Below are 13,549 nucleotides of genomic sequence, written 5' to 3' on the forward strand. Positions count from 1 at the left end.
AAAACTATTTATGAAACTTTTAACCAAAAAAATTTATGAAGACTTGGATCAATCAGATGGTTTTCGGGTTTTAGCAGACCGATTGTGGCCAAGAGGAGTCAAAAAAGAAAACGCACATCTTGATTTGTGGGCAAAAGATATTACGCCAAACAATGATCTAAGAAAGTGGTTTCACGAAAACCGTGATCTATATGATGAGTTCCGAACAAAATATTTAGCTGAACTAAAATCTAATCCTGATTTTGAGAATTTTCTGAACGATATTCGGGATCATGACATCGTTACATTACTAACTGCCGCAAAGGACATTGAACATAGTCATATTCCTATACTTGCGGAATTTATTGAACAAAAACTAAAATAAAGTAAAGAGCCAACTCGCAGGAGTTGGCTCTTTACTTTATTATTAAAATTTGGTTATTCAGAAGGATTTTGCTTAAGTTTTATTGTTAGTACACAAAATGCACCAACGATAAGTAAAATCCCTGCGACCAAAAGCATATAGATTGAACTATCATGTGCCACATACTTGAAAATTAAACCTCCTAAAGCTGCAGCAACAATTTGAGGAACACAGATTGTCCCATTAAACAGTCCTAAATAGGTTCCCATATTTTTTCCAGAAAGCGAATTGGTCAAAATTGTAAATGGCAACGAAAGCATTGCTGACCACGCGCATCCAATAAACAAATAAGATACAAATAGAACATACTGATCGTGTACAAATATCGTTGAGATAAAACCAAGTGCTCCTAAAATTAAGCTTACAAAATAAGCAGTTTTAAGTGACTTAAATCGAGGAATTACCAACGCCCAAATTACCGAACCAATGGCTTGCACTGCAAAAACAACACCCACCCAATTTCCTGCAGTCTGATAATCTGCTGATTTTGGATCGGTAGTATTCCAAACATTTTCCGCTATTCCACCGTTGGTATAAGTCCACATATACATAAATGCAGCCCAACTAAAAAATTGAACCAAACCTACCGTCCAAAACACTTTTGGTGCATTAGCCAACAATTGAAAAACGTTTTCTCTAGGCTTTTCAGATTCTTCAGTTTCAATTCCATGAAATTCTGCGTATTCTTTTGGTGGCATTTCTTTTACTTTCCAAACTGTATACAATACGCACAAAATCAAAATAATTGCACCTCCATAAAATGAATAAATAACCGAGTCTGGAACTACACCAGATTTAGCAGTATTCGAAATCCCTATCCATGTGAAAATGATAGGAAATAGAAATCCTAACAAACTTCCTGCATTTACCAAAAAACTTTGGATTGAATACGCCCAACCCTTTTGTTTTTCATTGACCATATCTCCAACCAACATCTTGAAAGGCTGCATTGCCATATTAATTGAAGTATCCAAAAGCATTAACGCAATAAGCCCGAAAACCATCGCTCCTCCAACAGTGAGATTAAAACTTCCAGCATTAGGTAAAAGTGCCATTACAATAACGGAGAAAAACGCTCCAATAAAAAGATAAGGTATCCTTCTTCCCCATTTAGTCCAAGTTCTATCACTGGCAATACCAACAATTGGTTGTACAAGTAATCCCATTAAAGGTGGTAAAATCCAAAAGTAACTCAAATTGTGAGGATCCGCACCCAATGTTGCAAAAATCCTACTGATATTGGCACTTTGCAAAGAATAAGCAATCTGAACTCCAAAGAATCCAAAACTCAGATTCCATAATTGCCAAAAGCCTAAGTCACGTTTTTTTTGTACTGTTTTCATTTTATTTGTGGTAAATTAATATTTAAAATTACGGGGACTATTTTATTGATTGTATCAACTCATCTTCCATAGGAGCTTTTATATTGACTACCTCCTCAACATTATCATTAGGAATGGTCATGGAAAGGACATACTGCTTAATCTTCCATTGGTCGCCCACTTTTTCGAGGACGCCACTTCCTCTGCAAATCTTCATTTGAGTATCCAACAACTCGTCGAACCAAGCGTATTTTCCATCTTTGCTGAAATAAATGTTTCGCTTCAGAGATTTGAAACTCCATGCTTTTCCTTTATCAAAATGAGGCTTTGCATAAGCCATAAATTCCTTCTTATTCCAAATTTCTGTCGCGTCTGTACCTATAAAAGTGGATTCATCAGCATACAAATCAAAATAATTTTTGAAATCAGCTTTGGAGGCAAATTCATTAAGGTCGTCCAAAACTTGAGATACATGCTCCTTTTCAACTTCTTTGTTGAATTCTTTCTTTTGTGCAAAAGAAAAACTGGAGATTAATAGAAATAATAAAAGTAGTTTTTTCATATTTTTTTTAAAGCTATGAAGTACAAGTTCCATATTGTCATTGCGAGGAGGAAGAATGGCGACGAAGTAATCCGCTTCCATTATTATAGGATTGCTTCGACACTCCGCTGCGCTCCATTCCTCGCAATGACAAATCGTATTTTTTAGTTCAGTTCCAAAATCAAAGAAGACTTTCCTTCGATTTTTAAAGAACCATCTAATTTATAGGTTTTTCCTGAAATAACATCTTTACCTGAGGAATAATTTAATATAGATTCTTGATAGCGTTTCAAATCAAGGTTTTGCTCTTTTTCATTGTTGTTGATTATCACCATCACAGACTCCTTTTCATTATATCTAAAGTACACATATACACCATTTTGCGGTAAAAAATGTTTGGTTTTTCCTTCATGAATCACCGATTTATTTTTACGCCAATTCAGAATCTTCTGAGAAAAATCATAAAACTCTTTCTGTTCCGCCGTTTGAGTTGAAGGATTAAAAGCATTTTGTTGATCCTCTTTCCAACCTCCAGGAAAATCTCTTCTTATGTCTGCATCACCTCCTTTCGGTTTGCTTCCCCTCATTCCGATTTCGGAGCCGTAATAAATTTGTGGGATTCCTCGTACTGTTGAAATCAATGTTAAAGCCATTTTGTAAGCTTTTGGATCTCCATTGAAGATTTCATTCCAACGTTCTGTGTCATGATTTTCAAAGAAAACCAAAACATTGTTGATGTCTGGATATAAAAAATCGCTCGTGAAAACATTGTATAATTTTATCATTCCTGTATCCCAACCTTCCTTTTCCTGAAATGCTTTCGGCATATCACCGTACAACATAAAATCCATCACAGAAGGCAGATTCGAGTTATAACCTGCAGCTTCACCCGTTTTGGAGCCTTTTTGCCAAGCCGAAACTTGACCAGCTGTGTACAACCATGTCTCCCCTACAATATTAAATTTCGGATATTCGTCAGTAATCGCTTTTGCCCATTTCGCCATCGCATCTTTATCGTTGTATGGATAAGTATCTACACGAAGTCCACCTAACTCAGCATATTCAATCCACCAAATCGCGTTTTGGGTAATATATTTTAAAACCAAAGGATTACTCTGATTAATATCGGGCATTGAAGTATCGAACCAACCATCTAAAGCCAATTTTTTATCAATTTCTGAAACATTGGTGTCAAACTGAGACGTGGTTTTATAGTTCGCCCTTTTGAAACCTTTTTCACCATCTTCAAACCAGTGAATCCAATCTTTCGATGGTAAATCCTGAATCATCCAATGCGAAACGCCCCAATGATTGGTGACATAATCCATCACCAATTTCATATTTCGGGCATTCAATTTTTGTGATAATTCTTTGTATTCTTCATTGGTTCCGTAACGTTCATCTATTTTATACAAATCGGTTTGAGCGTAACCATGATACGTTGTTCTTGGCTCGTTATCTTCGCAAACAGGAGTTAACCAAACGGAGGTAACCCCTAAATTTTCCAAATAATCAAGGTTATTGATGATCCCTCTCAAATCACCACCATGTCTTCCATTCGGATCATTACGGTTGGCTTTTTCGGTTAAATTTATAGAACTATCGATACTTGGATTTCCATTCGCAAAACGATCAGGCATAATAAGATACATGACATCTTTTGATGTAAATGATTCTCGATTGGCTGAATTTGAATTTCGGGTTTTGAGTTCGTAATCGTATGATCCAATCGTTTTGTTATTTTTCTTTAAATTAATTTTAAATTTTGAAACGTCGATTTCGTTGGTATTAATCGTTAGAAAAACGTAGTTAGGATTTTCTACTTTTTCAATTTTTTTAATTTCAATTCCATCGGATAACTCGATAGAATGTTTTGCAATATCTTTTCCGTAAACTAAAATCTGTAGTTCGGGATTCTTCATTCCCTTCCACCAAAATGAAGGCTCTACCTTTTGGATCTGCGATTGAAAACTATTGGAAATCATCATAAGTGTTGCAATGAGAAGTAATTTGAATTTCATTGTTAAAACATTTAGTTTAATTAAGATTTAGGCAACTGATTTTGCCATTTTGTTCGCTAACCAACTGACGTAAAATAGTTGAAAGCTATGATATATCATTACTGGAAGGAGAAATAGAACCTTCTGATCCGAAGGAATTCCTAAAACCAAAACAAACAAACTCCCATGAACCAATGATTTTTTGGAACCACAAAATGTCGTTGTTATGGTATCTTCACGATTGAACTTCAATTTTTTTGATATCAGTTTCAAAATTTCGTACACGCTAAAAAATAAAATCACTCCTCCTACTGCAAGAATCAGGAACATATCGATGGAAACCGATGTGAAAACCTTCTGCAAAAATGCTGCAGAAAAGCTTTCATAAACAATAAGTAGAATGATAATTCGGTCGAATTCCGCAATCCATTTCCCGTATTTGCTCACCCATTTCTTTAATGTAGAATTAAGTAACAGCCCAAAAATCAATGGAATAAGCACCTTCATCATCAACTGTTGAAAAATTTCAGCGGAATGCCCTTCCTCCATATTTCCGGGATTCAGGAAAAAACTCATCAAAAATGGAGTCATCACAATTCCAATAATCCCCGAAATCGAAGCATTAAATATCGCCGAAGTCACATTTCCTTTCGCGATAGAAACCATCACCACGGATGATGATACTGTTGAAGGAAGACTTGCCAAAAAGAAAAATGAGATCCAAAGTGGATAATATTCTGTGCCTTTTGCAAAACCATAAAATAGAAATACTAAAAACGGAAACAGTACAAAAGTTCCAAACTGAACGACCAAATGCAGCTTCCAATTCGAGATATCCCGAATAATTTCTTTAAGATTTAGTTTGAGACCGTACAGAAAAAAAATCCCTGTAATTCCCCAATCAATAAAAGCACTTAAATTAAAATATTGATTATAGCTTTCCTTGTAAGGGAAAAACTTCCCCGCAAAAACCATTAACACCAACAACAAAAGGAAAATATTTTGTTTGTCGAAAATTTTATTCTTCATAAGATAAAAACCTTATAGATTTTGAAAATCTATAAGGCTTACAAAATATTTTACTTAATAGGTTTCAAAGAAATTGCGTATCCTCCACTTCTCACCAAATGAACAGGAATCTTGGTCTTGCTAGTTACTGTTTTCTTGTAGATATTATAGCTTTGAGGATTTTTGATGTAATCACCATCTTTTCCGTCTTCGTAAATGGTTGCCTCATACTTTTTGCCACTGTCTAAGAATGACAAATCCACTGTGAAATCTCTTGCATTTTCATCGGTGATTCCTCCCACAAACCAATTATCGGTTCCTTTGGCTTTACGTGCTGTATGGATATAGTCCCCTGGTTCCGCTGACAAAATTTTGGTATCATCCCAATCTGCGGCTACATCTTTGATAAACTGAAATGCGTCCATGTGTTTTGCATAATTTTCAGGCAAATCAGCAGCCATTTGAAGTGGCATATACATCACAACATAAAGAGCCAATTGCTTGGTCAAAGTCGTCTTTACAAAACGAGTATCTCCAGGGAAATAATAATCTAATTTGGTTTGGAAAATTCCTGGTGTGTAATCCATTGGTCCTCCCAACCATCGAGTAAAAGGTAAAATGGTCTGATGATCTGGATTGTTTCCTCCAAATGCTTCAAACTCTGTTCCACGAGCTGCTTCTGCAGAAACCCAGTTGGGATAAGTACGGCTCATACCTGTAGGACGAACAGACTCGTGAGAGTTTACCATGATTTTGTATTCGTGTGCTTTTTCAGCTATTCTAAAATAGTGATTGATAGTCCACTGAGAATAATGATGCTCTCCTCTTGGAATAATATTTCCTACATACCCTGTCTTCACAGAAGGATAATCGTATTTATTCATCAGTTGAAAAGCCTTGTCAGCCCAATTTTCATAATTAACAGCAGAACCAGAAGTCTCATGGTGCATCATCAATTTCATTCCTTTGGAATGAGCATAATCATTCAACATTTTGATATCAAAATCTGGATAAGGGGTAATGAAATCGAAAACAAACTCTTTAGAATGTCCGAACCAATCTTCCCAACCTGTATTCCATCCTTCGATGAGCAAAGCATCAAATCCATTTGCAGAAGCAAAATCGATATACTCTATTACTTTCTGATTGTTGGCAGCATGTTTTCCGTTGGGAGTTAGTTTAGAAAAATCTGTAATCCCTATATGTACATTATCCGCGGTTGAATACGCCCATTGAGATTTTCCAATAATCATTTCCCACCAAACGCCCATGTATTTTGTAGGTTTGATATATGAAGTATCCTTGTACTTAGTAGGTTCATTAAGATTGAATAACATTTTTGAATCCAAAACTTCTTCCGCCTTATTAGAGACAATAATAGTCCTCCAAGGAGAAGTTTGAGGTGTCTGCAAGTAACCTTTTGCACCTTGCGCATCTGGAGTCAAATGCGTTTTCAATTTATAATTCGTCGCATCCACTTCCAAATGTGATGCAGGATAATTATACACACCAGCTTCACCGATATTGATATAAATTGGAGTTTTGCCTTCTTTTTTCAACATTAAAGGACTCTGAACCGCATTTTTCACCAAAGCTTGCGAAGCATTCCCGTCATAGGCCTTTGGCCACCTTGCCGGAATTCCAGAGATATTGGTTTCCTGATAAAGATACTCCTGCGAATCGTAATCTGCCACAATCCAAAATGCCTTCGCGTCCCAAGGTAAATCGAACTCAGTATCTTCCTCTTTAATCACAAAATAATTGAGATTTTTTTGTTGAGGAAATTCATATCTAAAACCTAAACCATCATTAAACAATCGAAACTTAATAACCATATAACGGTCATTCTCCTTTTGATTGAGAGTTACAGCCAGTTCGTTATAATTGTTAATATAATTTTTCTTTTCGCCAAGAATTGGACTCCAAGTTTCGTTTTTTGAATCGAATTTTTCATCCGTTTTTTCAAACCCTGAAACCAAATCCTTTCCTTGTTGATTTTTTCGCTCAATTTCAGAAGCAAACTGGATGTCTCCGTCTTTCAAAAGTCTTAGACCTAATTTTGAGTCCTCAACAATCGTATTTCCTTGGTATTTTAAATTGTAATAAGGAACCCCGCTTTTCAATTGAAAATTCATTTCGAACTTACCATCGGGAGATTTTAGAGTTTGGGCATTGAGTCCCAAAGTAGAAGCTAAAAGAAAAAAAGCTCCTATTTTTATGTTTTTCATAAACTTTGAATTTGCAAGGTATAAATTTAAGGAAAACTAAACTATTTACCGAAGTTTCGTAGATTAAATTTCACAAAAAAACCGCTACCAAAAAGTAGCGGTTTCGATTATTGTTATGCTCTAATTAATTAGAGTTTTGTAACAGTCATTGTGTAGCGTCCAGAGTTATGTAAATCTAAAACTACTTTATAATTTCCCGCCTCTGAAACCTTAAAACTAGGGTCATTAGAAACAGTTCCTTCTACACTATTATATACCTGAGCTGCCTTTCCTGAAGTCAGTGTAACATCTGTACTTGCTGGTTGGATTTTCATTGCCCAATCATCGTTAGCTCTAACTTTGAAAACACCACCAGTTGTCAATGCTATAGATGCAATCTCCCAGTTTTTAGTTGCCGTGTTGAAAACAAAATCAGTATCCGAACTCCAAGAAGTTGGTGTAGCATCACCAATTAAACCTAAGTTTGCAATTACCTCTGAGTAAGTATTTCCAGCCCAATCAACTTTAAGATAATGAGTTCCAGCAGCAGTCACTTTGCAGTTAACTTCACCTGTTTCTACCAATATCCCTGTGAAAGTTCCATTATCTCCTTTATCACCAGACCAATCCTGATTCATAGTGAATTTATATTCTTGATTAGCATTTGCCACAAATATAAATCCTCTATACTTATTATCGCTACCTGCGGAATATAAGTTAAAAGTATTTCCTGGATTCCAATCCGCATACCCTGCAGCGCCAGCATAACCTCCTGGAACATTTATTTTTGGAAACATTGCATCATAATCAGGCTCATAAGGTACTGCAACAAAACTGGAAACATCAGAATAAACTGGATTTAATAAATCACTTTCTGTGGTTGTTTTAATTCTAATATACACAGTATGTTCTACATTTGGATCTAAACCTAAGTTTGCTAAAGCATTATTAAGATCTTCGTAAGATATAGCTGCATTAGTCCCAGTGAACAAAGCACCCAAATTAGTGTAAGGAGTGAAATCATCTCCATCTGCAGAAATTTCAATCTGGTTATTCAATTGAATTGGAGCTGTATAGGTCGCGTTGGTAATCAAAAAAGTATAAAATGTATTTGATAAATTTTGAGCTGTTACCACATACGTACCCGAAGGTGCATTATTAAATGCAGGTGAAGTTACCGCATCTTCAGCAACTTTCGGATCATTATCTCTCTCTTGGCAAGATATAATGAAAACTGAAAGTAATAAAAAGAATATGGTTTTAAATAAATTATTTTTCATTTTTTATTTCTTTAAAAATTATTAATATCCAGGATTTTGTGTCAAATTCGGATTAGCATTTAATGCAGTAGTTGGGATAGGGAATAAATTGTAAGAACTAGGAATTCCTGTTCCTCCGACAACACCTCCTTTCCAAGGCCAAACATAACTACTACCTGTGAACTTACCAAATCTAATTAAATCAGTCCTTCTTTGTCCTTCTAAATTAAATTCTCTAGCTTTTTCTGCCATAATAAAATCAAGTGTCAAATTACTTGAAGAAATTGAAGTTGCAGACCGAGCAGTTCTAAGCGCATTAACATAACTCACCGCTTGTGCCGTAGTTGCAACTGATGAACCTCTAACAGCGCACTCTGCATACGTCATATAAGCTTCAGATAATCTAAATAACGGAAAATCTGCACCTGAAAAATTTGTAACAGATGTTGTTCCCGATGTATTAAGATTTCTATATTTAATAGATGGATAACCATCTGTCCATTCTTTGTAATCAGACATCTCAAAATTATGACCTGTTGTCCAAAATAAAGCACGCTGATCCGTGGAACTGGTTAAATCAGACAATGTTCCAGCCGTGTAATCAGTCAAACTGCTTCCAAACAAACCATACCAAGCTTTTGTTGCTCTGTGTCCTCCCCAACCTGTACCAGTCAAACCAAAATCACCAGGATTAACAGTCATTGGACTACCTCCTGTACTTCCATTAATGATATAAGTTGAATTTCCATAGCTTTCAGTTCCAATTGGATCTGCAATAAGCGGAAATATCATTTCTGGTGAATTATAATTATCAAATGAGAACATTCTCTTATAATTGGAATCTAAAGAGTAACCTCCCTCATCAATTACTTTCTTTGCATATGTAGCAGCATCATTCCATCTTGCAGTTCCTGTATAGACACCAGCATTTAGATATAATCTTGACAGTAACATTCTTACTGCTGATTTGTTTGCATGTCCATATCCGGCACTTGCAGCAATGGTCGGTTCTATCGCAAGAAGTTCACTTTCAACAAAGTTGAAAAGCTCAGTTCTTGAAGCTTGAGGTTTAGGTGTGGAGATACCTAAATCTGCTTCAGTAACCAAAACGCCCTTTCCAAAGCAATCTATCATATAAAAATACGACAAAGCTCGTAAAAATCTTAATTCAGCAATATATTGATCTTTGTTTGCATTTGACGAGTTTTGTAATGCCGCAATCAAACTGTTTGCCTGAGGAATTGTATAATAAACTCTATCAAAAAGGTAACGGAAAAACTTATTATCTGCTGTCCACCCAGAAGTCGTTGTCAATTGGTCCAAACCATTATCCCCCCACCTATTCTTCATACCATCTGCAGTAAAATCTTGAAGATTAATAATCCCTCTCAAAAAAACCGTTTCCCCTTTGTCGTCTCCAGTAACATCTGATTCACCAGGTCCATTGGCACTTGACATCGATAGAGAAGCATAAATTTTTGCTACCAAACCATCAACTGCATTAGGCTGTGTTTCTATTAGTTGCTCTAATGTTAATTTATATTCAGGTGTAGTATCTAAATCACCAACACATGAACTTAACGATACCATAGCCAAAGCTAATATTGATATCTTTATTTTATTTAATTTCATAATTCTGTAATATTAATGTCTTAAAAATCAAGATTTAGACCTACAGTATATACACGAGGTCTTGGATAAAAATTATAATCAATAGCATTGAAATTTTCAGGGTCCATTCCATCGTACTTAGTTACAATAAATGCATTATTGACTGCCCCATATACTCTTACAGATAAGTCATTAAACAATTTGTTAAATTTATAACCTACTGTAATGTTTTCACAACGCAAGAAACTTGCATCTTGCAAATTGTAATCAGATAATGCTTCCATAGAAGTTTTCGTAGTAAAACGATCGTCTGCCGAACCATTGTAAAAATTCAACACATTGTACAAACTATTAGAGTTCACCGGATTAGAAGCTTCCGTATACCCTCTATTTACAGGAGCTCCATAATACACTTTTCCACCCATCTGTCCCCTGAAACTTGCAGAAAGATCAAAGTTTCCAACATTCAATAAAGTCCCAAATCCAAAAGTCCAATTTGGTCTTAATGCAGTGTAATACTTATCGTCTGGGGTAAGTTCTCCATCTCCATTTCTATCAACAAAAACTCCAGGTAAAACACGTCCATTATTGTCATAAGCTTGCTCATAAACATATGCAGAATAAGGTTGTTCACCAACAGCATGGTAAGCTAACAAAACTCCTGTGCCAGCAAATGATAATGATGACTCAGCAGCTTGAACACTTGATCTGCCATTAAGATCCTCAACTTTTCCAATGTTATAAGAAAGGTTTCCATTCAATTCCCAAGTTACGTTTCCTTGCTTTACAGGAACTACATTCAAGGTAAATTCAGCCCCTTTATTAGTCAACGAACCTACATTATCAACATATTCATTTGTCAATAATTGTCCTGGTGGAAAAGTTACTTTAGCTAATAAATCATCAGTTTCTCTAAAATAGTACTCTATTGATCCAGAAACTCTTCTGCTTTTTGTTGCAAAATCAAATCCGGCATTATATGTTGTCGTTTTTTCCCATGTTAACAAAGGATTGAAGGCCAACGCAGTGTAAAATCCGGGTAATGCAACTCCATTAGAGTCATACTGCTGCGGAAAGTAAAAATACTTAACACCACCCACTTCATAAAAACCAGTATATGGGTAAAAACCAGCAGATCCAGTAATATCTTGCTGACCAGTTTTACCCCATCCTAATCTCAATTTCAACTCCGAGAATTTTGAATCGCCAATCCAGTCCTCGTCGTTCATTTTCCATGCAAATCCGACTGCAGGGAAATGACCCCATCTTCTGTCAGCTGGGAAAAGTGAAGAAGCATCTGCTCTGTATGTTAAAGTAAATAAGTACTTATCTAAAATATTGATATTTGATCTTCCAAAGAAAGATTGAATATTTAACTCATTATTATAATTATTAATATACTTGCTAAAAGGCATTTCGTACCTCAAACCAGTGGTAGCATCATAATCGAATAGACGTTTATTCCCTTTATTCTCAAAATTTTGATAAGAATACCCTCCTTGGATTTCAAATTTTGAAATTGTCATATCCTTTCTATCTTTAGAATAAACTAAATAAGCATCCAACAATTTGTTATTGATGTGCTGTTCTTCCCAGTAATTTAATCCTGGATTATACACACCTCCAACTGCAGTTGTACCAGAATAAACGGCTTTATAAGTCGCTAAAGCATTATCTTCGTATGTCTCTTCAATAGTTGACTTCGAAGTTTCTAAACCAAGATTAACAACCGCTCTTAACTCAGGCAAAAAATGCATTTTGTAATCAAACTCAACATTTCCAAGTAGCTTATTCACTTTCTCTGGTCTCTTTCTCTGCATTAGAAGAGCAACTGGATTGGTTGTACCATCCATCAAATATCCATTGAAGTTTTGATAATAAGATCCGTCAGCATTGTACACTGGTTTGCTTGGATCCGCTGATAAAGCTCCTGCTATTGCACCTCCTTCATCAATTGCATTTTTATCAGACATAATACCTTTTGCATTGATATCAATTTTCAAATGTTTATCAAACAGTGTTGGGGTCAACTTAACAGACCCTGTAAATCTTTCATAATCACTTGTTTTTACAACACCTTGAGTATTGTTATATCCAAAGGAAATTCTTGAAGGAATAACTTTAAACATATTTGCCCTTAAGCTTAACGTATGGTCTGTGGAAATTGTATTTCTAAAGACCTCATCTTGCCAATTGGTATTATAGATCGTTTGATTACCATTCTCGGTAACTCCCAACATAGAAGAATATGATGGATTATACTCATTAATGAACCTTTCAAAAGTTGGCCCATCCATTACATCTAAAGTTTTGGTCACTCTTCCAAAAGAAACAGATCCATTATAGTTAATCCTCAATTTTCCTGATGATCCTTTCTTAGTTGTAATAATGATTACACCATTAGAGGCTCTCGAACCATAAATCGCTGTTGCCGAAGCATCTTTCAATACAGAGAATGACTCAATATCATTAGGGTTAACCAAACTCAATGGATTGGATACACCAGCGGGATTAGAGGAATCCAATGGCACTCCGTCAATAACAATCAATGGATTATTATTTGCCGTTAACGATGCACCACCTCTAATGCGGATATTAGGTGCAGAGTCAGGCTTACCACCATCAGACGTAATTCTAACTCCTGGTGCTTTACCATTGATTAATTGATCCGCAGATACAATGGCACCTTTGTTAAAATCCTTCTCACCTAATGCAGTTACAGAACCTGTCAAATCAGATTTCTTTTTGTTCCCATAACCAATAACTACCACTTCTTCAATCTTAGTCTCCTTTTTTGGAGTAAGAGAGTCAGAAGTAGTTTGCGCGTGTAGAAATGTTCCTGCCAATAAGAAGGCTGGAGCAATTTTCAGTACTGTACTAAAGTTTCTCACTTATATTTTATTTTAAAGTTAATTTCTCAGTCTCTAGGGCTACTCTATTCTAAAAAGTAGCGCTCTAAATTAATATTTTTTCTATATCTGTTAACAATTTATTAATGTTAAACTGATTTTCATGAGTAAAATCATTTCCTCTAATATTTTATTAACCATAAAATATTGAATTTCAATCAAATAATTCTTTAAGTAATTTTAACTAAATATTAGAATTTTAACAAAAAACCAAACGGATGTTTAGCATATTTTTAGTTTTTCGGAGCTTTTTTCCTCCAACAAATCCCCAAAAAATATATCCAAAACA

General features: G+C 35.4%; 9 protein-coding genes. 1 reads left to right on the forward strand and 8 read right to left on the reverse strand.

Annotated features, from left to right (window positions below):
* On the forward strand, nucleotides 1–364 hold a 364-nt coding region (locus AC4AGG_RS07705), incomplete at its 5' end, for a DUF488 domain-containing protein (RefSeq protein ID WP_489771415.1).
* A 53-nt stretch (nucleotides 365–417) separates the two neighbouring features.
* On the opposite strand, the gene AC4AGG_RS07710 is transcribed toward AC4AGG_RS07705, so the two are convergent.
* From AC4AGG_RS07710 to AC4AGG_RS07745, 8 genes are all read right to left on the reverse strand, one after another.
* Entirely contained in the window at nucleotides 418–1,746 is a 1,329-nt protein-coding gene (locus AC4AGG_RS07710) for an SLC45 family MFS transporter (protein WP_489771416.1), read from the reverse strand.
* A 37-nt stretch (nucleotides 1,747–1,783) separates the two neighbouring features.
* Entirely contained in the window at nucleotides 1,784–2,287 is a 504-nt protein-coding gene (locus AC4AGG_RS07715) for a nuclear transport factor 2 family protein (protein ID WP_489771417.1), read from the reverse strand.
* A 143-nt stretch (nucleotides 2,288–2,430) separates the two neighbouring features.
* On the reverse strand, nucleotides 2,431–4,287 hold the full coding sequence (locus tag AC4AGG_RS07720; protein WP_489771418.1) for a glycoside hydrolase family 13 protein: 1,857 nt from the start codon (nucleotides 4,285–4,287) through the stop codon (nucleotides 2,431–2,433).
* 27 nt (nucleotides 4,288–4,314) lie between these two features.
* A complete protein-coding gene (locus tag AC4AGG_RS07725) occupies nucleotides 4,315–5,295 on the reverse strand; it encodes a bile acid:sodium symporter family protein (protein WP_489771419.1) in 981 nt (326 codons plus the stop codon).
* Between the two features lie 50 nt (nucleotides 5,296–5,345).
* Nucleotides 5,346–7,502: a glycoside hydrolase family 97 protein gene (locus AC4AGG_RS07730; protein ID WP_489771420.1), complete on the reverse strand. Its 2,157-nt coding sequence runs from the start codon at nucleotides 7,500–7,502 to the stop codon at nucleotides 5,346–5,348.
* A 128-nt stretch (nucleotides 7,503–7,630) separates the two neighbouring features.
* A complete protein-coding gene (locus AC4AGG_RS07735) occupies nucleotides 7,631–8,761 on the reverse strand; it encodes a SusE domain-containing protein (RefSeq protein WP_489771421.1) in 1,131 nt (376 codons plus the stop codon).
* 21 nt (nucleotides 8,762–8,782) lie between these two features.
* Nucleotides 8,783–10,372: a RagB/SusD family nutrient uptake outer membrane protein gene (locus AC4AGG_RS07740; RefSeq protein WP_489771422.1), complete on the reverse strand. Its 1,590-nt coding sequence runs from the start codon at nucleotides 10,370–10,372 to the stop codon at nucleotides 8,783–8,785.
* A 20-nt stretch (nucleotides 10,373–10,392) separates the two neighbouring features.
* Nucleotides 10,393–13,242 carry a SusC/RagA family TonB-linked outer membrane protein gene (locus AC4AGG_RS07745; protein ID WP_489771423.1) on the reverse strand — a complete coding sequence of 950 codons (2,850 nt, stop codon included), beginning with the start codon at nucleotides 13,240–13,242 and terminating at the stop codon, nucleotides 10,393–10,395.
* Nucleotides 13,243–13,549 lie beyond the last annotated feature (307 nt).

The sequence above is a fragment of the Chryseobacterium sp. CG10_8 genome, assembly GCF_058117085.1.